Source organism: Streptomyces sp. NPDC058457 (genome assembly GCF_042720695.1).
In the GTDB taxonomy this organism is placed as follows: Bacteria; Actinomycetota; Actinomycetes; order Streptomycetales; family Streptomycetaceae; genus Streptomyces.
In genome coordinates this window covers 292,519-318,068 of the sequence record NZ_JBHXLU010000002.1, presented here as the reverse complement: position 1 = coordinate 318,068, position 25,550 = coordinate 292,519, and the positions used below count along the sequence as shown (strand labels likewise).

Annotated in this window: 14 protein-coding genes and 1 pseudogene; 10 read left to right on the top strand and 5 right to left on the bottom strand. The window is 73.4% G+C overall.

The window, feature by feature from the left end:
* The first annotated feature begins 32 nt into the window (after nucleotides 1-32).
* The 6 genes from ACFWPS_RS03245 to ACFWPS_RS03220 all read left to right on the top strand — a co-directional run bounded on the left by ACFWPS_RS03245 (nucleotide 33) and on the right by ACFWPS_RS03220 (nucleotide 9,723).
* Nucleotides 33-371 carry a CU044_2847 family protein gene (locus ACFWPS_RS03245; protein WP_383700319.1) on the top strand — a complete coding sequence of 113 codons (339 nt, stop codon included), beginning with the start codon at nucleotides 33-35 and terminating at the stop codon, nucleotides 369-371.
* Nucleotides 368-2,032 (top strand): trypsin-like peptidase domain-containing protein, encoded by a 1,665-nt coding sequence (locus ACFWPS_RS03240; protein WP_383700316.1) that lies wholly within the window; start codon nucleotides 368-370, stop codon nucleotides 2,030-2,032. Before ACFWPS_RS03245 ends, ACFWPS_RS03240 begins: the two co-directional genes overlap by 4 nt.
* 29 nt (nucleotides 2,033-2,061) lie before the next feature.
* A complete protein-coding gene (locus ACFWPS_RS03235; RefSeq protein ID WP_383700313.1) occupies nucleotides 2,062-3,087 on the top strand; it encodes an AAA family ATPase in 1,026 nt (341 codons plus the stop codon).
* Nucleotides 3,077-7,903 (top strand): SAV_2336 N-terminal domain-related protein, encoded by a 4,827-nt coding sequence (locus tag ACFWPS_RS03230; protein ID WP_383700310.1) that lies wholly within the window; start codon nucleotides 3,077-3,079, stop codon nucleotides 7,901-7,903. The genes ACFWPS_RS03235 and ACFWPS_RS03230 overlap by 11 nt, the downstream gene beginning before the upstream one ends.
* Before the next feature lie 136 nt (nucleotides 7,904-8,039).
* The gene (locus ACFWPS_RS03225) at nucleotides 8,040-9,077 is read left to right on the top strand and encodes a rod shape-determining protein (protein ID WP_383700307.1); all 1,038 of its coding nucleotides are present in this window, start codon (nucleotides 8,040-8,042) and stop codon (nucleotides 9,075-9,077) included.
* Nucleotides 9,078-9,243: 166 nt separating this feature from the next.
* Nucleotides 9,244-9,723 carry a hypothetical protein gene (locus ACFWPS_RS03220; protein WP_383700438.1) on the top strand — a complete coding sequence of 160 codons (480 nt, stop codon included), beginning with the start codon at nucleotides 9,244-9,246 and terminating at the stop codon, nucleotides 9,721-9,723.
* Nucleotides 9,724-9,766: 43 nt separating this feature from the next.
* On the opposite strand, the gene ACFWPS_RS03215 is transcribed toward ACFWPS_RS03220, so the two are convergent.
* On the bottom strand, nucleotides 9,767-10,684 hold the full coding sequence (locus tag ACFWPS_RS03215; protein WP_383700304.1) for a DUF4231 domain-containing protein: 918 nt from the start codon (nucleotides 10,682-10,684) through the stop codon (nucleotides 9,767-9,769).
* A 438-nt stretch (nucleotides 10,685-11,122) separates the two neighbouring features.
* Between ACFWPS_RS03215 and fxsBH the strand changes: the two genes are divergently transcribed.
* Genes fxsBH through fxsT form a run of 3 tightly spaced genes read left to right on the top strand, consistent with a single transcriptional unit; the run spans nucleotide 11,123 to nucleotide 18,580 of the window.
* A complete protein-coding gene (fxsBH, locus tag ACFWPS_RS03210) occupies nucleotides 11,123-13,360 on the top strand; it encodes a radical SAM/SPASM protein FxsBH, inactivated beta-hydroxylase extension form (RefSeq protein ID WP_383700300.1) in 2,238 nt (745 codons plus the stop codon).
* Entirely contained in the window at nucleotides 13,347-14,654 is a 1,308-nt protein-coding gene (locus tag ACFWPS_RS03205; RefSeq protein WP_383700297.1) for a TIR-like protein FxsC, read from the top strand. The genes fxsBH and ACFWPS_RS03205 overlap by 14 nt, the downstream gene beginning before the upstream one ends.
* The gene (fxsT, locus tag ACFWPS_RS03200; protein ID WP_383700294.1) at nucleotides 14,651-18,580 is read left to right on the top strand and encodes an FxSxx-COOH system tetratricopeptide repeat protein; all 3,930 of its coding nucleotides are present in this window, start codon (nucleotides 14,651-14,653) and stop codon (nucleotides 18,578-18,580) included. The genes ACFWPS_RS03205 and fxsT overlap by 4 nt, the downstream gene beginning before the upstream one ends.
* Before the next feature lie 302 nt (nucleotides 18,581-18,882).
* Here fxsT and ACFWPS_RS03195 read toward each other — a convergent pair.
* A pseudogene (locus tag ACFWPS_RS03195) lies at nucleotides 18,883-20,016 on the bottom strand (MFS transporter); the annotation flags it as partial.
* A 160-nt stretch (nucleotides 20,017-20,176) separates the two neighbouring features.
* On the opposite strand from ACFWPS_RS03195, the gene ACFWPS_RS03190 reads away from it, so the two are divergent.
* Nucleotides 20,177-21,340: an FG-GAP repeat domain-containing protein gene (locus tag ACFWPS_RS03190; RefSeq protein ID WP_383700291.1), complete on the top strand. Its 1,164-nt coding sequence runs from the start codon at nucleotides 20,177-20,179 to the stop codon at nucleotides 21,338-21,340.
* A 4-nt stretch (nucleotides 21,341-21,344) separates the two neighbouring features.
* Here ACFWPS_RS03190 and ACFWPS_RS03185 read toward each other — a convergent pair whose 3' ends face one another.
* The 3 genes from ACFWPS_RS03185 to ACFWPS_RS03175 form a co-directional block, all read right to left on the bottom strand.
* Nucleotides 21,345-23,288, bottom strand: a complete 1,944-nt coding sequence (locus tag ACFWPS_RS03185) for a hypothetical protein (RefSeq protein WP_383700288.1) — start codon at nucleotides 23,286-23,288, stop codon at nucleotides 21,345-21,347.
* 182 nt (nucleotides 23,289-23,470) lie between these two features.
* Nucleotides 23,471-25,306 (bottom strand): aKG-HExxH-type peptide beta-hydroxylase, encoded by a 1,836-nt coding sequence (locus ACFWPS_RS03180; RefSeq protein ID WP_383700285.1) that lies wholly within the window; start codon nucleotides 25,304-25,306, stop codon nucleotides 23,471-23,473.
* 22 nt (nucleotides 25,307-25,328) lie between these two features.
* The gene (locus tag ACFWPS_RS03175) at nucleotides 25,329-25,514 is read right to left on the bottom strand and encodes a hypothetical protein (protein WP_383700281.1); all 186 of its coding nucleotides are present in this window, start codon (nucleotides 25,512-25,514) and stop codon (nucleotides 25,329-25,331) included.
* Nucleotides 25,515-25,550 lie beyond the last annotated feature (36 nt).

Below are 25,550 nucleotides of genomic sequence, written 5' to 3'. Positions count from 1 at the left end.
GGGTCGGAGTACACGGGGGAGCCGGGGGCGTCATGGCGAGGATGATGGAGTTCAAGACCGAGGACGGCGCCGTCGTCGTCGTGGAGTCGGCCGACAGCGTGCCCGGCAGCCGTCCGGTGTCCCGCGACGGCGGTGCGGGACCGGTCACCCAGGCCACCCGCTCCTTCGAGGGCGCCCTGGACGGGGTGCGGGCGGCGGCCCAGTCCGCGCTGCGGGTCTTCCGGGACGGCGCCCTGCAACCCGACTCCGTGGAGCTGGAGTTCGGCGTGAAGCTGACGGCGGAGGCGGGCGCCGTGATCGCCAAGGGCGCGGCCGAGGGGCAGCTGGTGGTACGGCTGAGCTGGGCCTCCGGGGCTGCCGACGCGACATGAGCCGCGCTGCCTGGCACGCCCGGATCGAGTGCGGGGGCGCGATCTCGGGGGCGGGCTTCCTCGTCGCCCCGCGCACGGTGCTGACCTGTGCGCATGTCGTCCAGGACCGGGAGTCGGCGCCGCTGACCGTGAGCTTCCCGAACCGCCGGGACCTGGGCGGGCTGACCGCGACCGTGGCCGTGCACGGCGGCTGGGCGGGCGGCTGGACCGACCCGGGCGATCTCGCCGTACTCGAACTGGACCGCGAAGTGCCGTTACCGCCGGCCCGGTTCGCGCCGCCGGGAGCGGAGCAGGGCGGGGCGCACCTGGTCGCGTACGGCTTCCCGGAGGGCTACGGCGAAGGGGTGCAGGCCCGCTACCGTGCCGTGTCCCGGACGCTGATCGCCGACGAGTGGCTCCAGCTGGAGGCCGCCTCGGCGCACGGGCAGCCGCTGGCGGGCGGGTTCAGCGGGGCGGCCCTGGCGCTGCCGGACGACCGGGTGGTCGGGATGGTCGTGCAGGCCTCCGAGGAGGCGGACGTCCGGATCGGGCGGATGCTGCCGACGGAGGTCATGGCCCGCTACTGGTACGACCTGGGCGCGCTGGTCCCGGCGGCCGAGACCGACACCCCGGCCGCGACAGGGCTGCTGCACGCGCTGGTGCGGCGGGCCGAGGAGGCCGGCCTGGACTGCCGTCCCGACCAGCTCTACCGGGACGCGACGGGCCCCTTCGCCCCGGATCCGCCCCCGGACGGGTTCGCCTCGCTGCGGGACGCGGCCGCGTACGTGCAGTGGCAGGTGGACGACCCGGAGGCGGTGCCGAGGTTCGCCGACCGGCTGCGGGCGCTGCTTGAGCCGCGGCCTCCGGCACCCGCGCGGGCGGCCGCCTGGGCACCCATCGTCGTCGAGCTGGAGCGCAGCGGCGAGGGCCAGGACCAGGTCACGGTGCGGGTGTCGGCGTACCGGGAGGGGCAGCGCCGGCCGGTGGGCGTGGCGCGGCTGCCGCGCGGTGACGTGCGGACGTACGTCCAGCAGCACGTCGACGACGCCTTCGGCCATCTCGCCCAGGACGCCGAGGCGTTGCTCACCTTCGTACTGCCCCGCGAGTGGCTGAACGAGCCGGTCGCGCACTGGGAGTGCGGCCCCGAGGACTCCACCCCGCTCGGCTGCGCGCACCCGCTGGTGGTGACCGACCGCTCCCGGCACCGCAGCGCGCGGCTGCGCCACCAGCTGGCCGGCCGGTGGCGGGCCCTGGAGCGGAGTCCGGGGAAGGCGGTACTGCACCGGGTCGACTGCGGCAGTGCCGAGCGCCCGCTCAGCCTGCGCAAACGCCTGCGGGACGCGGACGCCGGCCTGGCGGGTTTCGGCGCCCCGCCCGCCGCGGCCCCGGAGCACTTCGAGACCGGCGTGAACTTCCCGGTCCCGGTGCTCCTGTGGCCGCGCACCGGCTGCGCGAGCACCGACCACGCGGGCCCGTGCCCGGGCAGCGACTTCCTCGACGCCCTCGGCCCGCAGGTCGCCGGCGTCCCCCCGGCCGAACTCCCGCGCCGGATCTGGCACCTGCGGGAGGAGGCGGCGGCCACCGACCCCGACGGGCACTGGGCGAGGGACGTACAGCTTCTCTGGGACGACCCCCGCTGCTACCCCGAACCGCCCGCCAGCCTGCACACCCCCGTCGCCTGACCGCGCCGCCGTCAACGGAGAAGGAACCCATGCCCCTGTGGCCCGTCTACACCGGTACGAAGGAGCCGCACGACGGCGTCACGGGGCTGCCCGCGCCGCCGCCCTGGCGGGCCTTCGACGGCGGCCCGGAACTGGCGACCCCCGCCGACGCCGACGACACCTCGGCCACCTCCCCGGACCGCACCCACCGCGCCGCGACCTACCAGGCGACACCGCGCACGGTCCAGCTCGTCAACGCGGCCCTCTATCTGCGCCGCCCGCTACTGGTCACCGGCCCGCCCGGCACCGGCAAGTCCTCCCTCGCCTACGCGGTCGCCCGCGAGCTGCGGCTGGGCCCGGTGCTGCGCTGGAACATCACCAGCCGCAGCACCCTGCACGACGGCCTCTACCAGTACGACCCGCTCTCCCGCCTCTACGCGGCCCGCCAGTCGGCCACGGCCCTCGGCCCGGGCGCCCCCGTCCCCGAGTCCGGTATCGAGGACCATCTGCGTCTCGGCCCGCTCGGTACCGCGCTGCTCCCCTACGGCCGCCCCCGCGCCCTGCTCATCGACGAGATCGACAAGAGCGACCTCGACCTGCCCAACGACCTCCTCAACGTCCTGGAGGAGGGCCAGTACGAGATCCCGGAACTGGTCCGCGCCGCCCGGCACTCCCCCACCGCCGAGGTGATGGTCGACGGCACCGACGAACGGGTGCGGGTGGAGCGCGGCCGGGTGCGCTGCCGGGCCTTCCCGTTCGTCGTCCTCACCAGCAACGGCGAACGCGAGTTCCCGCCGGCCTTCCTGCGCCGCTGTGTCACGCTGAGGCTGCGCCAGCCCGACGACCGGCAGCTCGCCGACATCGTCCGCGCCCACCTCGGCGAACCGGACGCCTACGCCGAGTCGCTGATCACCCGGTTCCTGTCCCGGGTCGGCGGCGGCGACCTCGCCACCGACCAGCTCCTCAACGCGATCTACCTGGCCCGTTCCTCCGACCTGAGCGCCGAGTCGCTGGACGAACTGGCGGAACAGCTGATGCCGTATCTCGGCGAGGCCACCCGGACCGATGCCTTCTGACCACCCGGCTCCGCTCGCCCGCCTCGCCGACCTGCTGGCGCAGGCGGGGGACGGCGTGCGTCCGACGTCCCGGGAGCTGGCCGAACTGCTGTGGCTGGCGGGGCGGATGGACCGGGAGGAGGGAGAGTCGGCACCTCCGCCGGACGAGGCCCTCGTAGCGGCGGACCCACCGTCCCCGGATCCGGCCGCCGGCCCACCGCCCGCGCCGCGCCCCGACCCGGCGGGGCCCCCGGCCGCGGGGAGCGCGGAGGACCCCGCCCGCACCCCGCTCCACCTGCCCTCCCCGTCCCTGTCCCCCGGCCCGTACGCCTCCCTCCTGGCGCCCGCGCCGCCCATGCTGCGCCACCCGCTGGCCCTGCAACGCTCCCTGCGCCCCCTCAAACGCCGTACGGACGCCCCGTCCGGCCACCGGCTCGACGAACCCGCCACCGCCGACCGCATCGCCCGCCTCGGCGCGGCCCCCGAGTGGTGGCTCCCGGTCCTGCGCCCCGCGCGGGAACGCTGGCTGCGGCTGAACCTGGTGTACGACGACGGTCCGACGATGCCGGTCTGGCACCCGCTGCTCCGCGAACTGCACACGGCACTGGCCCAGTCGGGGGTGTTCCGGACGGTGGCCGTCCACCGGGCGGGCGCGGACGGTGCGGTGAGCGGCGAGGGGCTGCCCGGCGAGGGGCGCACGGTCACGCTTCTGATCAGCGACTGCATGGGCCCGCAGTGGCGGCCGGGCGAGGCGGGGGCACGATGGTACGGCACCCTGCGGCGGTGGGCGCGGCAGATGCCGCTGGCGGTGGTCCAGCCGCTCCCCGAACACCTGTGGCGCGACACGGCGTTGCCGGCCACGCCCGGACTGCTGTCGGCGCCGTTCCCGGCGGCACCGACGGCCGCGCTCACCTTCACGCCGTACGAGGGGGAGGTCCCGGAGGGTTCGCCGGTGCTGCCGGTCCTGGAGGCCGGGCCGCGGTGGCTGGCGAACTGGGCGGGGCTGGTGGCGTCGGCGGGCGGGGCCCGGTTCCCGGGGGCGGCCGCGCCGTTGGACGCCGGCGTCCGGGGCGACGCCCGTACCGACGTGTCCCGGCTGTCCGCCGAGGAACTGGTCCTGCGGTTCCGGGCGACCGCGTCCCCCGAGGCGTTCCGGCTGGCGGGGCATCTCGCGGTCGGCCGGCCCGATCTGCCGGTCATGCGGCTGGTGCAGCGGGCGGTGGAGCCGGATCCGCGGCCGCAGCACCTGGCGGAGGTGATTCTGAGCGGGGTGCTGACGGCGGTACCGGGGCCGCCGGGGGCGTACGCGTTCCGGCCGGGAGCGCGGGAACTGCTGCTGCGCAGCCTGCCACGGGCGGCGCGCAGCGGTACGAGCGAACTGCTGGCCCGGGTCGGCGGACTGATCGAGGAGCGGGCGGGCGCGGCGGCCGGGGAGTTCCGGGCGGTGGCCCCGATGGCGGGGGGGACTTCCGCGGCGGGCGAGGGCGAGGCGTTCGCGACGGTACGCGCGGAGAGCGTGCGGCAGCTGGCGGGGGGCGGGGCCGGGGCGGTCCCGGTGCCGCGGGAGGTCGGTGGGCGGTACCGGCTGGTGCGACAGCTCGCGCCGGGCGGCTCGACGTGGCTGGCCGAGGACGTCGAGACGGACCGGACGGTGACGGTCAGGCTGCACGAGCCGTTCCGGGAGCGGGGGCGGAGCGAGAGGTTTCTCGGTGACGCCGGACGCCTGCGGTCGCTCACGCACCCGAACGTGGCGGCCGTCCTCGGCTTCGGGCTCGACGACGGGGCACCCTATGTCGTCACGGAATGGCTGGACGGAATCGCCCTGAGCAAACTCGCGCCGACCGACGGTGAGAGTCTGTCCGCGCCGCTTCTCACGTCGATCGGCGCTCAACTGGCCCACGCCGTCGGGGCACTGCACGCGGCCGGGCTCTCCCATGGCTCGATCGGCCTGTCGGGCGTGATTCTGCTGCCCGACGGAACCGCCAAGCTCACCCGGTTCGAACCGGGCAGGTCGTCGGGGTCGGTCGGGCAGGGGCAGGACCTGCGGGCGCTGCGGACCCTGCTGCTGCGGCTGACCGCACCGGGCCGGCAGCCGACGCCGTCCGTGGCGCCGACGGAGCTCGAACACCTGCCGCGCCCCGTGCAGGGGGTGTACGCGGATGCCCTGGGCATGCTGGCGTCGAAGTCGCTGCGCGTCCAGCGGCAAGGGCTGGAACTGCTCACGGACCCGCGCCTGCGGCATGCGGCGAGCGAGTCGTACCGGACACGCTTCTACCACCTTCTTTCACATCCGCTCCTGGGACTTCCCCACGACCGCCGGGACGTCGGGTCCGTCGCGGGCGCGGTGCTCGCCATGCTGCTGCTCAAGCACGGTCGCGTGGTGACCCGGGACGAACTCGCGAGAGGTCTCTGGAACGCGGGCGAGGAGCCACGGGACGCGACGGCCGAGCTTGCCCTGATCGTCTCCCGGCTGCGGCTGGTCCTCGGCCCGGGGGTTCTGGCGAGGCATCCCGACGGCTACGCCCTGCACGCCGGTGACGACTACGTCGACCTGCTCGAGTGCGAGGGACTGGAACACCGGGCCACGCAGCTGGCGGCCGAGGGCCGGCTCACGGACGCCCGGGGCATGATCGACCAGGCGCTGCGGCTGTGGCAGGGCCCGGAGGCCCTCCCCGGCATCCCCGGGCCCGCGGCCCGCACCGCCCGCACCCGCCTCCTCCGGCTCCGCCTCGCCCTGCACCGCAAGCGCGCCGAACTCGACCTGGACCTGGGCGAGTACGAGCGCGCCGGCGCCGAACTCACCGAACTCGTCCGGGCGTACCCCTCCCACGAGGACTTCCGCCGCCTCCTGCTCATCGCGCTCCAGCGGCAGGACCGTGTCCACGAAGCACTGGACGTCTACGAGGAGTACGAGCTCGCCGGCGGCACCGACCCCGAACTCCGGGCGATAGGGCACGAGTTGCGCGCCGAGTTCGACGAGCCGGGCGACGGGGGCGAGTACGAGCCCCCGGCCCCGGAAGCCTGGTCTCCCGACGAACCGGAGGAGGGTTCCTTCCCGACCGAGGAGTCACTGCCGTCGATCTTCGCGATCGAGGAGGAGGCGACCGCCCGCCAGGAGGCGCCGCTGCCGCAGAACGTCGTACCCGAGAGCCTGTTCGCGGTGGAGGATCCGCTGGGCGAGGAGGAGCCGCCGTGGGAGGCGGGGGACGAGGGCGGGGACGGGGGCGGGCGCGATCCCGACGATCTCCTCGAGGCCGCCCCCGGCGCCGGTCCGCCCCCGCCCACCTACCGCACCCTGCTCTCCGTCGAGTTCGCCGACACCCCCCGGCACCCGGACGACGTGGCGGCGCTCGGCCGGGTGGTCACCCGGCTGGCAGGGGACGCCGCACTGCGCGCCGGCGAGTACGTGCTGACCGCCCACGGCAACGGCTACTCGGTGCTGACGGAGCCGGACGTCAGCGGGCTGCCGCTGTTCCTCGTCACCGTCGCGCGGTTCGAGGACGAGGTGCTGAGGCTGGGCGGTCCCAGATGCCTGGCGATCTTCTCCTGTGTCCTGGACGACGGCCGTACCGTGGGCCCGGCCCTGTCGAGGGTCCGCCGCACCCTGGACGCGGTCGACGACCGGCGGGGCATCATCGCCGTACCGCAGCTGCTCCGGGACGAGCTGGAGGACGACACCGACCCCGCCCCGTTGCTGCTGCCGCTGCGCCGCGGGACCGGGGAGGGCTGGTACCAGCTGTGCGTGCTGACGCGCCCGCTGTACGACGGCACGCGCAAGCCGACACCCGTGCACGGGCCCTACCCGGTGCCCGGACACAGCCCGTTTCCCGAGCCGGTCCGGGAGACCAGGACCGTCGTGTACCAGACCCGCTCAGGCGACGAACTCAGCCTCGTCATGTTCCCCGCGGCCACGCACTACCGCGAGGTCGACCTCACCGAACGACGGCTGGCGCTGGACGAGACCGACGCGACCTTCCGCGCCGTCGGCGAAGCCCGCTGGCGCGTCGTCGATCCCCTCCGGGCGGTGGCCCACGGCACCGCCGCATCCGCACGCAGGGTCATCACGGACCTCCTGCGAGCGCGGCTGCGCTATCTGTCGGACCACTACCCGCGCACCTACCTCCGCCAGGCGAGCGCCGAACTCGCCGACGGACCGGGCGAACGGCGGACCCCGCCGGGCATCGACGTCCGCTGGGACCTCACCCTCACGCCGACCCACGACGCCTACCCCGTACCGCCGGCCCGTCCGGAGCGGGTCGACCTCAATGCCCGTCTGCGCCGGGCGGACGCGGTCATGTTCGGTTTCGACGGCACGCTGGCCCGGCTCCACCCCGACGACGTGACCCCGGACATCCCGCTCCTGGCCCGGCTGCTCGGTCCGGATCCGCTCGGCCGTCCCCCCATGCTGGACCTGCAGAACGTCTCCCCGGAGTTGCGCGCACGCCTGACGGCCCTGGAGTCGCAGGCGGCCGAGCGGTCCGTGCCGGTCGCCGACGCCGACCTCGTGATCCGTACCCTCGCCGACATGGGCCTGGAGCTGGCGGTCGTCACCGACTGCGATGCGTACACGGCGACCGCGTATCTGCGCCGGCGCGGGCTGCTGGACTGCCTGCACGGAGGTGTCCACGGGCGCGACGGGCTGCACTCACCGCTGATGCCCGACCCGCACGTCGTGACGCAGGCCCTGCGGTACCTCGGTGTCCGTCCCTCGAAGTGCCTGATGGTCGGCGCCACCGAGGCCGAGCGGGCGGCCGCCCGGCAGGCCGACATCCCCTTCTTCCACGTCAGCGGCGAACCCGGCCTGCGCCCGCTCCTCGAAGCCGCCCGCACCCTGTAGCCGGGAAACCCCCCATTCAGCCGCGCCCCGCCCGGCCCCTCCCCGCAGGCGCGCCGCTCTGATCCCCCGGAGGATGCGAAGCAGGCCGCCGACCGGCGGTGCCACCCCACACGGCCCGCGCTCGGGAGGATCTGCCGTGACCGTCAGTCTGGAGCAGTTGCGCCGCTGCCATTTCGCCGTCGATCTGGGGGCCGCCCGCACCCGCGTGTACGTGAAGGGCATGGGTCTGGTCGTCGACCAGCCCTCCGTCGCCGCCGTGAACACCCGTTCCGGCGCCCTGATCGCCGTCGGCGAGTTCGCGGAGAAGATGACGGGCCGTACCCCGGACTACATCCGCGTGGTGCGGCCCATCTCCGGCGGGACCATCGTCGACATCGAGATGGCCCAGCGCATGCTGCGCCATCTGCTCGGCGACAAGATCCGCCGCTCCCTGCGCCGCAAGCCCCGGCTGCGGGCGGCGGCCTGCACGACGCACGACGCCGACCCGCTGGCCCAGCGGGCGACCATCGAGACGCTGGTGGGGCTGGGGGCCAGACGGGTGGAGCTGGTCGACACGCTGATCGCCGCGGCGGTGGGGTGCGGGCTTCCGGTGGAGCGGCCCGAGGCCAGCATGATCCTGGTCTGCGGGGCCGCCGCCACCCAGGTCGCCGTGTTGTCGCTGGGGTCGATCGTGTGCGCCGAGCGGCTGCCCGTCGGCGGTGAGGCCGTGGACCGCGCGATCGTGCAGCACCTGCGGCACGAGCACGAGCTGATGCTGCCGAACCAGTCGGTCCGGCCCCTGGAGCTGGCCCTGGACGGCAACGGCCTCACCCCGCACGGCCCGGCCTCCACCGAGATCCACGGGCGGGACGTGGCCACCGGGCTGGCCCGCAGCGTGCGGGTCGACACCGCCGCCGTACGCGATGCCATCCAGACGCCTCTCATGTCCGTCCTGGACGGCATCGGCAAGGTGCTGCGGGACTGCCCGCCGGACCTGGTCGCCGATCTCGTCGACCGCGGGATCATGATGGTCGGCGGTTCGGCGCTGCTCCCCGGCTTCGACCAGCTGCTGCGGGAGGCCACCGGTATGCCGGTGCACATCGCGGAGCGGCCGGACGTGTGCGCCGTCCAGGGCATCGGGGCGATGCTGGAGGGCCGGATCGAGCCGCTGGTGCTGGACCCGCTGGCCGCCTGAACAGCCACCTTCCGCGGCCGGGCACCGGTGTGAGTCGATGCGCCCCCTGCGCATCTTGTCGCCCCTGGATTAGGGTGGACTCACCGATGGTGACGGGAGGGGACGTTCCGTGACAGCCGATATCACCGAGTATCTCGCCGAGGCGGCAGCGGTCCCCCGCCTCACCGTGACCCGTGTCGGAGTGACCGGACACCGTGCGCTCCCGCCGTCCGTCCTGCCGCTCGTCCGTTCGGCCCTGCGGCGTCAGTTCAGCCGCAGCGACGTGGCCTGGGAGGCCCTCAGCTGCCTCGCGGCCGGCGCCGACCAGCTGTTCGCGGACATCGCCCTGGCCCATGGCGTCCCGGTGACGGCCGTGATCCCCGGCATGGACTACGAGGCCCACCTGGGCGACGAGCAGGCCCGGGCCACGTACCGCAGGATCCTGCGGTCCTGTGCGAACCGCGTCGACCTGCCCCGCCAGCCGACGCACGAGCAGGCCTACTTCGCGGCGGGCTGCTGGATCGTGGACCACTCCGACCACCTGATCGCCGTATGGGACGGCCGCCCGGCGCGCGGCCCGGGCGGCACCGGCGACGTGGTGGCCTACGCGCGGCGCAGGGGGGTGCCGGTGACGGTGCTGTGGCAGACGGGGGTGCGGCGGGACTGACACCGGGCCCGCCCGCCGGTCACGGGGCGGCCGTGAGGGGGTGTCAGGTGCCGAAGCGCACCAGCCACTCCGTGTGCGCCGGGGACATCAGACGCTCCGTCTCCCCCACCGCCTCGGCCCAGCCCGCCTCCGTCACCGTCGTGGCCATGGCGATCCGGGCGGTCTCCAGGTCCTGTTCGATGAGGGAGTGGGCGTGCGTCAGCGGGCCGTGGCGTCGCACCTCCTGCCAGGCGACACCCGCCGCGGCGGCCGCGCTGAGGAGCCCCGCGAGGTCGGCGCCGCCGAGCAGGCCGACGGTCCGCAGCAGGGCGGCCGCGAGGGCGAACAGGGTCAGTGCCGCGGTGACGGAGGACCAGCGGGCGGCGGCGCGATGCGCGCGGACGGACCGGTTCTTGTACCAGACGGCCTGTTCCAGGAGCCGGTCGCGCAGGTAGAGGTCCCGGCGGGCCGCGTAGGACTTGGCCCGCTCGGCGCGCATCCGCGGTGTGATCTGCCCCCCGCCCCGTTCCCCGGGGTCGCTGCGGGAGTCCTCCCAGCCGCATTTGCGCAGCTCGCGCAGGCGTTCCTCGACGCGCTCCGCGAAGACCGCGTCCGGGTCGGCGACATGGGAGTGGAAGGGCCCGCCGTGCACCATGTACTGCCAGGCCAGCGACTTCAGCAGTTCGGCGGCCGCCCGGTGCGCCTGCCAGTGGGCGCGGGAGCGACGCCGCGAGGTGCTCAGGCCGAGGGCTATCGTCAGCCCGTACAGCACGGCGGCGAGCAGCGTCATGACGTGCCCTGACGCCTGCTCGGTCAGGACGGCGGCCGTGGTGGCCAGCAGAAGCAGCAGCAGATGCGTACGCACCGCCCGGAACGAGTCACTCTGATGGCGCAACGCCCACTGGTCGCTGACCTGGAACAGCGGCGGCAGGTCCCCGTCGCTCAGCGTGGTTCGCGGTACAGGAGTGACAGCCGCTCCCATGACGCCCCCTGGATTCGCTGCGCGCCCCCGACAGCCTTACGCGCGCCTCCGAAGACCAGCGTAAGAACTCCCTGGGTGCGGAAACCAGTCCCACGCGCAAGTGAGGCATTTCTGATATATGGTTCCGCGTCAGCACGACCGGACTGCGCGGAAGTCCGCAAATCCTTTGAGCCGCCGAGGAGTTGCGTGTGCGACAGTCACAGCCGACAGCAGCTTCACCAATCCGAACCGGAGCTGAGAGACACCATGATCCTTTCGGTGACGCCGGCGAGGCGCCCTTCCCTCACCACCACGATCACTTCAGGACGCACGCGCCTGAGGGACATCGGACCGCGCACGGCCGCCGCCGCGCGCACCGCGGGGCGCGTGACCTGCCCCGACAACCGTCCCGACCGTCCCGTCACGTTCAACTCGGCCTGCTGAGCGAGGAGGGCTGACGTGGGGCAGCGCGCCGACGAGGCATCAACAGCCGCAGGACGCCCGAGGCTTCCCGGCAGCCCACCTCTGAGACAGCTGGTCCTCAAGATCCACAGCAGGTGTGACCTGCTCTGTGACCACTGCTACGTGTACCAGCACGCCGACCAGAGCTGGCGGAACCGCCCGACCTTCATCCGCCCGGAGACCGTGCGCGCCGTCGCCGGCCGGCTGGCCGAGTACGCCCGCTCGCGGACCCTCGAGTCCGTCTCGGTGATCCTGCACGGCGGCGAACCGCTGCTGGTCGGCCCGGCCCGGTTGCGGGCCATCTGCGCGGAGCTGACCAGCGCCCTCTCCCCGCTGACCGCGCTCGACCTGCGCATGCACACCAACGCGGTCACCCTGAACCGACGACACCTGGACGTCTGCCGGGAGTTCGGGGTCCGGGTCAGCGTGTCGCTCGACGGCGACCGCGCGGCCAACGACCGGCACCGGCTCGACCGAAGGGGACGCAGCAGCCACGACCGCGTCGTCCGCGGCATCCGGCTGCTCCAGGAGCCCGAGTACCGCCACCTGTTCAGCGGGGTGCTGTGCACGGTGGACGTGGCGAACGACCCGGTCGCCGTGCACGACGCCCTCACCGCACTGGCCCCGCCGCGGATCGACTACCTGCTTCCGCACTCCACCTGGGACTCCCCGCCGCCCAACCCGGCCCAGGCCACCGCGCCGTACGCCGACTGGCTGCTCGCGGTCTTCGACCGGTGGGAGGAGCAGGGCCGCCCGATGCCGGTGCGGACCTTCGAGTCGGTGCTCAGCACGCTCCGCGGCGGGCCGCCCCTGACCGAGGCGCTCGGGCTGGCGCCGAGCGACCTGGCCGTGATCGAGACGGACGGCGCCTTCGAGCAGGCCGACTGGCTCAAGACCGCCTACGCGGGCGCACCCGAGACGGGGTACGACGTCTTCCGGCACGGTTTCGCGGAGTTCGCCGCGCACCCCGGTGTCCAGGCCCGACAGGCGGGCGTCGACGGGCTCAGCGACACCTGCCGCCGGTGCCCGGTGGTGCGGTCCTGCGGCGGCGGCCTGTACGGACACCGGTACCGCTCGGGAGACGGCTTCGACAACCCCAGCGTCTTCTGCGCCGATCTGCGCTCCCTGGTCGAGGGCATCGCCGACCGGGTGACCGACCGCTCCTTCTCGCCCGCGGTGCTGGGCTCGGATCAACTCTCCTGGGCTCAGCTGGATTTGGACCGGCTGCTGTTACGCCGCGTACAGGAGCACCTGGCGTCCGAGCCGGACTGGGCGGACGCCTGGCGGCTGCTGCTGGCCCTGGACGCCGACCCCGGCACCGCCCCGCACCTGGACGAGGTGCTGACGCACCCCTATGTGCGCACCAGCCTCCAGCGCTCCCTCAACGGCCCCGTCGACACGGCCCGGTTCATGGCACTGGCCGCCGCGGCGGCCCTGCGGGCAGGGGTACCGGCCACGCTGTCCTGGGACCAGCCCGGCACCCGCCTGTACCTGCCCACCTGGGGCACCTACCGCCTGGACACCCCCGGCCGCATCGAGGTCACCGTGGCACCGGACGCCCTCCGGGTGCGCGAGGACCGCGAGGCCGACGGGAACTGGGTACGCCTCGACGAGGTCCCCGTCTCCGCGCGCTGGCGTCCCGTCGACCGGCTGCCGGTCCAGGACGGCCCGCTGGTCGACGACGCCGACCCCTACCGCGACTGCTACGCCTTCCCGGTCGCCCCGCCGCTGGAGTGCGGCGAGTTCGCCGAACGGATGGCCCGGGCCTACGAGCTGCTGGCGAAGGACGCACCGGCCAGGCACACCGACCCGGACACGTTCCGTCCCGGCGTCCTCACCCCGCTGGCGGCGGGCAGCGGTCTGGTGCTGGGTGCCCACGGGCTGGGGGCGCTGGGCGTGGCGGTGGACGTGACACCGGAGGAGTTCGCCCGCGAACTCCCGCGCATCGGCCGCCGGGCCCGCCTCACCGCCCTGCGCGAGACGGCCGACCTGCACCCGCCGGGCAGCCCCGCGGGCCCCCTGCTGGACCTGGCGGACGAGGAGCTCGGCCGGGATGCAGGCGAGGAGGCGGCAGGCGCCCTCACCGCGCTCACCCTGCTGCCCGAGAACGAGCTGACCCAGACCGGTGCCGTGCTGGTGGCCCGCATGTGGTCGCAGTGGGCGGACCGTCCTGCAGCGTCGGCGGAGCGGGCCGACGGCCTGTCAGCGGACAGGGGGACGCGTGGCGAGGGGTGAACGGGTGCAGGACCGGGTTCCGGACAACCGGCCCTGTTTCTTCCTGTCGTACGCCCGCACCCCGCGGTGGAGCCCGGACAGCGGCGACCCGGACCACTGGGTGCGGGTCCTGTTCAACGACCTGTGCGGCCACATCATGGCGCTCACCGACCTGCCCGCCGGTTCCCCGGCCGGTTTCATGGACCGGGAGATGCGTTCCGGGGAGGGCCGGCCCGAGAAGCTGAGCGAGAACCTCGCCGCCTGCCGGGTGTTCGTGCCGCTGTTCTCGCCGCGCTACTTCTCCAGCGAGACGTGCGGCCGCGAGTGGTACGCCTTCCACGAACGGATGCTGAACGCGAGGACCACCGGGACGGCCACCGCCCCGGCCATCGTGCCCGCCCTGTGGACCCCCGTCGACATGCGCGAACTCCCGGACTCCGTACGGCACATCCGCGTCGAGGACGCGCCGTCGGGCGGCCGGTACCTCAGCACCGGTATCTACGGGCTGATCAAGCTCAGCCGGCTGCGCGACGAGTACGACGAGACCGTGTTCGGCCTCGCCGAGCGCATCGTGCAGGCGGCCGGCGAGTCCCGGCTGCCGCCCGGCCGCCCCCGGGACTACGAGAGCACGCCGAGCGCCTTCAATCCGCGCGGCACCGGCCCCCGGCACATCCGGCTGACCGTTCTCGCGCCGACCCGGGACTCCGTCCCGGGCCACCGCGACGCCCAGCCGTACGGTGACGACGCAGTGGACTGGAACCCGTACCGCACCGAGTCGACGCGCGCGCTGTCCACGCACGCCGAGGAACTGATCCGCTCGCTGGACTACCGGGTGACCGTCGCCGCCTTCGACGACGAGAACCCCACCGAGGAGCCGCACGGGTCCGGGGAGCGGCGGCCCGGCATCCTGCTCGTGGACCAGTGGGCGCTGAGCGACGAGGAACGGCGGAGCAGACTGAAGACGTTCGACGCGCACGCCCGCCCATGGGTGAGCGCGATCGTGCCGCGCTGCCGGACGGACCTGCAGAACCACGGACAGGAGGGGCGGCGGCTCGCCGAGGAGCTGGAGCGGGTGATGCCGACCATCCTGGAGCGGGCCCGGCGCGGCGACACCCGGAGCGCCGTCGACGGCGTACCCACGCTCAAGTCCTTCACCAGGGTGCTGCCCGAGGTGGTGGCGTACACGACCCGGCAGTTCCTGAAGAACGCGGAGGTCCGACTGCCGCCGGGCCCGCACATCCCCAGACCCCGTCTGGCGGACCCGTGTCCGCCGTCCGACCCGGACGCGGGAGACGACCCCGGAGGAGAGGCATGACGGCCGCAAGGGACGGACGCATCATCACCTTCTACTCGTACAAAGGCGGCACCGGACGGACGATGGCGCTGGCCAACACGGCGTGGATCCTCGCCGCCAACGGCAAACGGGTCCTCGCCGTGGACTGGGACCTGGAAGCCCCGGGGCTGGATCGCTTCTTCCACCCGTTCCTGGACCCCAACGTGCTCGCCGCCACCGGGGGCGTCCTCAACATCCTCCAGGACTACGCCTGGGCGGCGACGGACGGCACCAGCCGCACGGGCGCCTGGCACCTGGAGTTCGCGGACGTGGAACACCACGCCGTCTCGCTCTCCCCCGAACGGCAGGGACTCGCCTTCGAGAGGGACGGCTCGCTCGACTTCCTCTCCGCGGGCCGCCAGTTCCGCGCCTACGCGGGCACGGCGTCGTCCCTGGAGTGGGACAACTTCTACGACCGCCTCGGCGGCGGCATGTTCCTGGAGGCGCTGCGCGACAGCATGAAACGGTCGTACGACTACGTCCTGATCGACTCCCGCACCGGGCGGTCGGACACCGCGGACATCTGCACCCTCCAGATGCCCGACCTCCTCGTGGACTGCTTCACCCTCAGCGACCAGTCCATCGAAGGCGCCGCCGAGGTCGCGCACAGCGTCGCCGACGAGCACCGCAAGCGGCGGATCCGGGTGCTGCCCGTGCCGATGCGCGTCGACGACGGCGAGAAGGACAAGGTCGAGGCGGGCCGAGCGGTGGCCCGGCTGAAGTTCGCCGGACTGCCGAAGGGGCCGGGCGGGGAATCGCTCAGCGCCGACGAGGTCACCGCCTACTGGGGCAGCGTCGAAATTCCGTACAAGCCGTACTACGCGTACGAGGAGACCCTTGCCGTCGTCGGGGACAAGAGGGGCGACCCCAAGTCGCTGCTGTCCGCCTTCGAACGGCTCACCGCGGCCGTGTCCGACAACCAGGTCACCGCGCTGCCGCAGATCCCGGAAGCGGTGCGGCTGCGCAGCCGGGACGCGTTCATCCGGCGCCGGCCGCAGGCCACCGGGGCGCGGGTGGCGATCGTGTACGCGGCGGAGAACCGGATGTGGGCCGACTGGATCGAGTCGCTGCTGAAGCGGGCGGGCTGCGCCGTCACGCTGCACGACCTGGCCGCCGGACCGCTCGGCGGTCCCTCCCCCGGCACCCGCACCCTGGTGGTGTGGTCCAAGGCGCTGCACGACTCCCGGCACACCGAGAGCCTGCTGGGCCCGGCGGCCGGCGACGGGGCACCGGGATCACTGGTGCCGGTGCAGGTCGACGAGGTCCGGCTACCGGCGTCGTACCCGGACCAGACCGATCCTGTCGTCGACCTGCACGGACTCGACGAGGCCGGCTGCGAGGGCGCGCTGCTCGGCGCGCTCGAACTGCCCGGGCAGGTACCGAAGAGCGGACCGGCGGCGCCCCGGTTCCCCGGCCATGTCCCGGCCCACTGGAACGTGCCGCAGCGCAACAGCACCTTCGCCGGGCGGGGTTACATCCTCGCAAAGGTACGGGAGCAGCTGCGCAGCGGCATGACCGCCGTGCTGCCCCAGCACCAGGCGCTGTTCGGGATGGGCGGGGTCGGCAAGACGCAGATCGCCCTGGAGTACGTGCACCGTTTCAGCGCCGACTACGACCTGGTGTGGTGGGTGTCGGCCGGGAACATCGACAACGTGGTGGCCTCGCTCGCCGAACTCGGTTCCCGCATCGGCGCGCCCGGCGGCGAGGACATGGCACTGGCCAGCAAGGAAACCGTGCGCATGCTCTCCCGGGGCAACCCCACCAAGCGGTGGATCCTGGTCTTCGACAACGCCGACGATCCGGAGGACCTCGCCGGCTACATGCCCGCCACCGGCGGCGGGCACATCCTCGTCACCTCACGGAACCAGGCGTGGTCGGACAGGGGGGAGACGCTGCCCGTCGACGTCTTCCAGCGGCAGGAGAGCGTCGAGCACCTGTCCCGGCGCGCCCCCGGGCTCAGCCCGGCGGAGGCCGACCAGGTCGCGGAGGCCGTGGGCGATCTGCCGCTCGCGGTGGAGCAGGCCGGGGCCTGGCTGGCCGAGACCGCCATGCCGACGGCCGAGTACCTGCGCCGCCTCACCGAGGAGACCGCCGCGGTGCTGGGGCTCAACCAGCCGGCCGACTACCCCGAGACGGTGGCCGCCACCTGGAACATCTCCATCGAGCGGCTGAAGGAGCGTTCGCCCGCATCGGTACGGCTGCTGCAGCTGTGCGCGTTCCTCGCCGCCGAGCCGATCTCCGCCGAACTGCTCTACGACAGCGACGAGATGCTCACCGCCCTCGGCCTGACGGAGAGCCTGCTGATCGGCCAGCTGGTACGGGAGATCGGCCGGCTCGCGCTGGCCAAGGTCGACCAGATCTCCCGCTCGATCCAGGTGCACCGGCTCGTGCAGGCGGTGATCCGCTCCCAGATGTCGGAGGAGGACCGGCGCGAGGCCCGGCACACAGTGCACGAGATCCTCAGAGGCGCCCGCCCCAAAGGGGACGAACCCACGGACAACCGGGAGAACTGGCCGCAGTTCGACATCGTCTGGCCGCATCTGACCGCCTCCGGCATCCGCAACTGCACCGAGACGGAGCCGCGCCGGCTGCTCATCGACCGCGTCCGCTACCTGTGGAAGCGCGGCGAGTTCCCGCGGGCGCAGCGACTCGCCGAGCAACTCCTCGACCACTGGAAGGAACCCCTCGGCGAGGACGACGAGCAGTACCTGTACCTGCGCTGCCAGCTCGCCAACGTGCTGCGCTCCCAGGGGCTGTACGTCGAGGCGCGGGAGCTGGACGCCGACGTGCTCGGGCGGCAGCGCCGGCTGCTCGGCAACCGGCACCCGCACACGTTCATCACCACCTCCGGCCTCTCCAGCGACCTCGCGGCGCTGGGCGAGTACACCAAGGCGGTGGAGCTGGCGAAGGAAGCGCACGACGGCTTCAGCGACCTCTTCTACGAGGCCCACCCGCGCACCCTGAACGCGGCCAACAACCTCGCACTGGCCCTGCGCATGGTCGGCAGGTACCGGGACGCCCGGCAGATCGACGACGTCACCCTCACCCGCCGTACCCAGGTGCACGGCGCGGATCACATCTACACGCTCTCGTCCGCGGAGAACCTCGGCCGCGACCTCCGCGAGGTCGGCGAGTACAGCGCGTCGGTGACCGTGCTGTCCCGGGCGTACGACCAGCACAAGCGCGTGCTCGGCAAGGAGTTCCCGGGCACGCTGCGGTGCGCGAAGTCGCTCGCGGTGTCGCTGCGCCGGGCGGGCGAGCTGGAGGACGCGCGGCGGCTGACGTCCGCGACCCTGGAGCAGTACCGGTTGCAGTACACCGCGTCCACCCCGGACTCGCTCGCCTGCGAACTGAACCTCGCCGCCGACCTGTTCGCGGCCGAGGACCGGGAAGCCGCGCGCGACGTCGCCCAGAAGGTGCTCACCGAGTACGTGAAGAAGCCGGGCGAGGCACACCCCTACACCCAGGCCGCGATGAACAACCTCGGTGTCTTCCACTGGGGCTGCGGTGACCAGGAGCAGGCCGAGGAGGTGTTCCTGAAGGTGCTGGAGCGTATGACCGAGGTGCTCGGCGCCCACCACCCGCACACCCGGTTCTGCTCCGCCAACTACGCCATCGTGCTTGCCGAGAGCGGCCGGCTGGAGGAGGCCTGGGAGCGGGAGCGACTCAGCATCGACGCGTTGCGCGCCGACCTCGGCGCCCAGCATCCCGAGGCTCTGGCCGTCGTCAGCAACGGCGCCCTCACCCTGACCGCCCTCGGCCGCCTGGACGAGGCCCGGACGCTGCGCGAGGAGACGGTCCGGAGACTGATGGGGCTGCGCCGGCAACTCGGCGAGAACAACGGCATCACCCGCTTCGCGCTGGCGGAACGCCGGGTGTACCGGGACCTGGAGCCGCTGGCCGTGTGACCGGGTCGGCGACGGGGTTGACCAGGAGCAGGCCGCGGCCGGTGCGGGCCGTCCGCGTGCCCGTGCTCCGTGCGGCGATCCGGGTTGCCTAGTACGGCAGGATGCGCCCGGAAGGCGTCCTGCGGTCGATCTCCTGCCCGCGGGGAGCGGGCCGACGAACAACGCGTACGCGGATCCGACCGTCCATGACGCCCTCCTCTTGCCGAGCCCTGACCGGTGCCTGCTGTCCGGTAGGAGGGCTCTGCCCCGCACATGGCTGGTCCAAGCCTGGTGCGGGGCAGCAAAGTTGGCGGGCGGCCTGCTCAGCGGGCGTCCGGCCGTGGCCCGCGCAGGAACAGGGCGCCGGTGAGGGTGGAGAGGAGGACGAGGGCGGCGTTCACCGCGATCGCCGCCCTGAGGCCGCCGAGGACGGCCGCGGCACCGGTGCCGGTCGTCGCCGCGGTGGCGATCGCGCTCATGACCGGGGTGCCCATGGCGATGCCGATCTGCTGGGTCATGGTCGCGAGCCCGGTGGCCAGGCCCTGTTCGCGGTCGGCCAGCCCCGAGGTGGCGGTGACCATGAAACCGACGATCACCAGCATGTTGCCGCCCCCGCCGGCGAACGTGGCGACGAGCAGCAGCCCCAGCGAGGAGCGGGTGTCGCCGAGGCCGAGCAGGGCTGCCGTGCACCCGGCCTGCAGGATGCCCCCGCCGATCAGCGTCCGCCCGCTGCCGAGACGGCCGATGACCCTCGGGGCGGCCGAACCGCCGACGACGGTTCCGGCGCCCAGCACGCCGAAGGACAGTCCCGCGGCCAGCGGGGAGAAACCGAGCACCTCCTGGAGGTAGAGGGTCAGCAGGAAGACCAGGGACGTCTCGGTGAGGAACGCGATCAGACCGGCGGCGTTGCCCCAGGCCACCGAGGGGCGGCCGAGCACACCGAGCGGCACCAGCGGCTCGGCCACCCGGCGCTCCACCGCCCGGAACACGATCAGCAGCAGCACCCCCGCCGCCGTCGGCAGCAGCGCGGACGGCGCACCCCAGCCGTGCTCGCCCGCCTGGGTGAGGCCGAGGACGACGGCCAGCAGACCGAGCGTGACGCTGAGGGCGCCGGGCACGTCGAGCCTCGGGCGCCCGTCGGGCCGGGACTCCGCGACCACCGCCGGGGCGACGAGCAGTACGGCGAGGGCGACGGGCACGTTGACGAAGAACGCCCAGCGCCAGGAGAGCAGGTCGGTCAGGAGGCCACCGAGGATCGCGCCGGTGGTGAAACCGGCCGGCATCAGCGCCCCGTTGAGGCCGAGCGCCTTCTCGCGCAGCGGGCCCTCCGGGAACGAGGTGGTCAGCAGCGACAGCCCGGCCGGGGTCACCGCGGCGGTGGCCAGGCCCTGCAGGACGCGGGCCGCGATCAGCACCTCCGGGTTCCCCGCCAGGCCGCCCAGCAGCCCGGCTCCCCCTCCGACGCGGCGCTGCGGCTGCTGGGCAGCGTCACCGCGCCGGTGGCCGACCCGGCGAAACCACGGTCCCGTAACACGTGAATCACAGGAGGTACCCGTAGGTTCCGGTGCCCATGACAGACACCTTCTCCACGTCTCACGGAAGGACATCCCTCCGGTCATGAGCAAACACAGGAACCGCCGGGCCGCGCGCATCGTGGCCTTCGGAGCCGCCGGTGCCCTGACGGTCGCCGCGGGCGTCACCGCGGTGGCGTCGGCGAGCCAGCCGGCCACGGCGACCGCGACCACCTGCTCCTTCACCCGGTCCGACACCTCGGCGAGCACCGGGGACAACCCCCGGCACGTGGTGACCGGTGACCTCGACGGCGACGGGAACGCCGACGTGGTCGCCGCGGACAACTCCGCCGACTCGGTCTCCGTGCTGCTCGGCAACGGCGACGGCACCTTCGGCGCGGCCACGGACTACTCCGTGGGCGACGCGCCGTACCAGACCGTCATCGCCGACTTCGACGCCGACGGCAACCCGGACCTCGCCACCGCCGACTTCGACGGCGGCACGGTGAGCGTGCTGCCCGGCAACGGCGACGGCACCTTCGGGACGGCCACGCAGTACACGGTCGGCTCGGGCGCCCGCGCGCTGGTCGCCGGTGACGTCGACGGGGACGGCGACCTGGACGTCGCGGTGGCCGAGGAGTCCGCCGGGCGCGTCAACCTGCTGCTGGGCGACGGTGAAGGTGCGTTCACCGTCTCCTCGCAGACGGTGACCGTGACCCGGCCGCACGGGCTGGTCCTCTCCGACTTCGACGGCGACGGCAACCTGGACGTCGCCACCGCCAGTGTCGCCACCGCCGGGGGCGTGAGCGTGGCCCTCGGCAACGGCGACGGGACCTTCGGCGACGTCACCGCGTACAGCAGCGTGCAGCGGCTCTACTCGCTCACCGAGGGCGACTTCGACGGGGACGGCACCACCGACCTGGCCGCCGTCAGCAACGGCTCCGACACCCTGGAGATCTACGCCGGGAACGGTGACGGCACCTTCCAGGACCCCGTCGACCACACGACCTCCGCCCTGCCGGTCGCCGTCAACGCGGCCGACGTCAACGGCGACGACGTCCCCGACGTCCTGGTCTCGTCCCTCAACGGCAACTCGGTCGAGGTCTTCACGGGCAGCGCCGGAGGCTCGTTGAGCGAGCTGACCGAGCTGTCGGCGGACGGCGCCTACGAGGCGGCCGCCGCCGACGTGACGTCCGACGGCACGACGGACCTGGTGGTGGCGAGCAGCAGCGACGACGCGGTGGACGTCTTCACCGGCTCGTGCGAGTGACCCGTCAGCCCACGCCGACGGCGATCGCACCGCTGTAGTCCCCGCCCGGCTCGATGGCGGTCGGCTCCCCGTCGACCGTCATCGTGACCGCACCCCCGCCGGACGCGGTCACGGAGGAGTCCGCCGAGAGGGTCAGGCGGCTGAGGTACGACGTTCCGGTGGCCGTCCACCGCGAGCCGCCGGCGAGCGTGACGACCACCCCGTTGTTGACGACCGGTTGTGCGGTGTTGGTGACATGGCCGAGCTGCGCGTACTCGGCGGAGGTGATGGTGGCGAGGGCGTGCCGGGACGCGGAGGCCGACAGGACGCCCGCGACGCTCGACGCGTCGAAGGTCAGCACCATGTTCCGGCCGGTGCGCATGGCGTTGTAGAAGTCGCCGGTGAGGGCGATGTCGGTGAAGGCGGCCGTGGTGTCGGTGTCGTGCGCCGAGGAGACGTCCCAGGTGTCGTCCTTCACCGGGTCCTCGGTGGGCTCGGTGTAGACGCCGTCGTTCGACCCGGGGTTGTCGGTCTCCATCACCTGGAGGATGACACCGTTGCCCGGGTCGAGGGCCGCGCCCGCCGAGCCGTCCACGGTGATGGTGGCCCGTACCGCCTTGTCCAGGAAGGTGGTCGCAGCGGTGGTGACGACCGTGCCGCCGGTGATGTGCAGGGTGCCCGCCCCGTGCCACATCACCCCGAACTGCCGGGAGTCGATGACCGTGCTCTGCACCGGAAGTGCGGCCAACTCGGCGTCACTCAGCCCGAGTTCGAGGTCGGTGTTGAGCTGGGCCACGTCCTCGCGGGTGCTGTCGCCGTAGTACAGGATGCTGTCGGAGGCACCGATGATGGTGGCGTACGTGCCGACGTCGATGGTGCAGCCGAGGATCCGTTCCGTCACGTTGCCGTCGGCGAAGGAGCCGTAGCCCTCGTCGCCGAGGTTGCTGATGGCGCAGTTGATCGCGGTGGCCTGGGCGTTGCTGACGGAGTCGGTGGAGAGGGCACCCCAGGTCTCCGACGCGATGCTCGAGTTGATGTACGTGGCCCTGGTACCGGTGCCGATGACGGTGGTGGCCCGGACGTTGCCGGAGATCCCGAGCCGCCAGGGCACGACCAGCATGTCGGCACCGCCGCCGAAGACGTAGTCGGAGGGCAGGACCCCGTTCAGGCACTGGATGGCCGAGTTCTTGACGACGACGTCGGCCCCGTCCGCCGCGACGAGACCGCTGCGCTCCACGCCCTTGCTGGAGACGGTGACCCCGTCGACGACCAGCCGGGTGCCCGATCCGGTCCCGACGATGGCGGATCCGTCCCCGACGAAGTCGCAGCGCCCGTTGCCGGTGAAGCCGATCGTGGTGTCCGAGATCGCGTACGACGCGCCCTCCGCGACGTAGCAGCCGTCGAAAGCCTCTCCGGTGGAGGTGATGCTCACGCCCTGCGCCGCCGAGTCGCCGACCGTCCCGCCCACCAGGGCCGAGGTGGCGGACTTCGCGGCGACGACCCCGTCCGCACCCACGTACAGGGCCTGCCGCAAGGGAAAGGTGACGCCGGCGAAGGCGGCCGGGTTCTGCTCGGCGACCGTGAGCACGAGGTCGCCGGTGTACGACCCCGGTGCGATCGTCGTGTCCGTGGCGAGCGTGGCGGTCAGTAAGGAGCCGGTCTCCACACCGTCCACGGTCAGGGTGAGGCTGTAGCCGTCGGGCGCGGCGAGGGTGCCCCCCTCGGCGAGGATCAGGGCGCCGAGGGCGGTCGTCGTCCCGACCACGTACGTCTCCCCGGCTCCCACGCTGAGCGTGCCCCCCGTGTCCCCAGCGTCCCCCGCGTCCCCCGCGTCCGCCGCGTCCGCCGCGTCCGCCGCCCGGGCGGTACCGGCGAGCGCCACCTGCCCGGCCCCCGCGGTCGCCAGCGCCACCAGGGCCCGCACCCGGTCCCTCATCGACGGCTCGTACGCACTGCTGCCTGCTGTCATGAACGACTCCTCCGCGGTCACGGATGTGCCGGTGGACGGTTCCGGATCGCGGTGCAGTCTGCCCCAACCACTGTTTAACTGTCGACAGTTGAGCAATATTCTCAGGAAGTGCCGCCAAAAATGGGCCCAGTGTCGACACTCATGGTTCGGTGAGCGCAGTTGCCGAGCCGGCTGCGGTGTCCTCAGACGGCCAGGCCGGCGGCCAGCCAGAGCGCGACGTCGCGCGGGTCGGCGGCCGTGCCGGTCATGCGGAGCTCGCGGTGCACCGCGCGGGGCAGTTCGGGGCGGTGCAGCAGCGGGCGGGCGGCGAGCGCGAGGACGAGGCCGGTCCATGCCTCGGCGTCCTCGGGGTCGCCCGCCAGCAGGCGGGCGTAGCCGTCGGAGGCGTCGGGGTCCCCTGCGACCAGGGCGCGGTCGCCTGCGGACGGCACGGGCCAGCCGCCGGCGTCCGGCACGGGCCGGCCGCCGGCGGACAGCGCGGACCGGTCGCCGGCGCCCGGCACGGCGAGGCGCTGCCGGATCAGTCCGTTGCGGGCCTGCGACCAGGGCGCGGCGAGATCGGGGACGACGGTGGACGCGGCGACGTGCGCGTCCACCGCGGCACCGGCGGCGAAGGCCCGGGCCAGGGCGCGGACGTCGTCCGGGGCGGGGGCCAGATGCCGGACCCGCCAGCCGGTGCGGTGGTCGGTGGCCGCCAGTTCGGCCAGTGCGGTGATGTCCGGACGGATCCGGCGGTCCGACCACCAGGCCGGCAGCCGCGCGGCCATGCCACGCAGGAAGCGGCGGCCGTGCGCGGTCAGGCCCGGGTCGGCGCGCAGGGTGTGGATCGCCTCCTGGGTCTGCCGTCGGCGCAGGGCGAACTCGAACTCCGCCAGCGGCCGCTCGGCCGGCGGCGCGTGGTCCAGGTACCTCCACCAGAAGTCGGTGATGCCGAGGAAGGCGTAGGCGCCCTGGAGCAGGCCGCTCAGCGGGCGCGGGTCGTTGCGCCAGGGGGCGTAGTGCCGTTCGGTTCCGCTGTCCCGCTCCAGTGTCAGCAGATGGAGCAGCGCGCCCAGTTTGGTGTGCTGGAACTCGTGGACCAGGGTGACCGCGAAACTGACCGGGTCCGGGGGCAGCGAGGAGAGCAGGCCGCCGAAGGCGTCACCGGAGGAGGCGCTGAGGACTGTCCAGGCCGGCGCCTGGCGCACCTCCGCGATGGTGCGAAGCCCCACGGCCATGGCGGCGGCCGTGCTCGGGTCACTGACCGCGAGCAGGTCCAGCGCGCGGCCGAACCGTTCCCGCCAGCGGGCGAGTTCGTCCTTGCCGAGGCGCTGCGGGGGCAGCGGTTCGCTCAGGTCCCGGTAGGGGTCGATGTCGTCCATCCAGAGGGTCATCGGCCGTCCCGGCACGTCGGCCCGCAGGGTGCGCAGCCCCTGCCACCCGGGGGCGTCACCGTCGTGGTCACCGGACGGGCCCACGCACACGCCCTGCGGATCGACCCGCAGCCGGCCTCCCTCGACCACCACCTCCGCCGTCCCCCACCGCGGACGGTCCGGCAGGCGGGCCAGCCCGAGGGCGGGGAACATCGCGGTGCCGTCCCGCAACGGCACGGTGGTGCGCAGCGGCAGCCCGGCGCGCACCGCGGCGACCGCGCACACCGCGTACAGATGACCGAGGTCGGTCCAGAGCGGCCCGTCGCCCCAGGCCGTGCGGCTCAGTCGCCGCAGGCCGTGCCCCAGCCAGATGCCGATCTGGGGGTGCATCAGCAGCTCCGCGAAGTCCTCCGGAGCCCGCTGCTGAGCCGCCGTCAGGGTGTCCCACGCGGTGTCCACGGGCGGCAGCGGGCCCAGCGCGCCGGGGGTCGCGGCAATGGCGTCGAGCAGGGTCCGCAGCAGCAGAAGCCGCCTGCTGTACTCGGTGACGCGCAGGAAACGCACCGTCTCGGGACCGCCCCGGCCCGCGGCCAGGTCGCTGAAGCAGGCCGCGGGTACGAGATGGTGGTCCGCCCGGGCGGGTGCGGAGCGTGCGTCCGGCTGCACATGTCTCCTTCCGCGGGGTCCGTCAGTCAGCTCGTCCGGGTCCTGGTCCGCCCTCGCCGGCGAAGTTGACCCGGGGCCGTTCGACCTGCCGCAGCAACCGCTCCAGTGCACGCGCGTAGACGTCAGGGCTCCGCGACCGGAGGTCGGAGAGGGCGGTGTCGCTCAGGTCGGGCAGTTCGGATCTCATGAATTCCGTCGACGTGTTCATGCGCCATCCCCCTGAGAACGCCATGTCTCCCGTTGA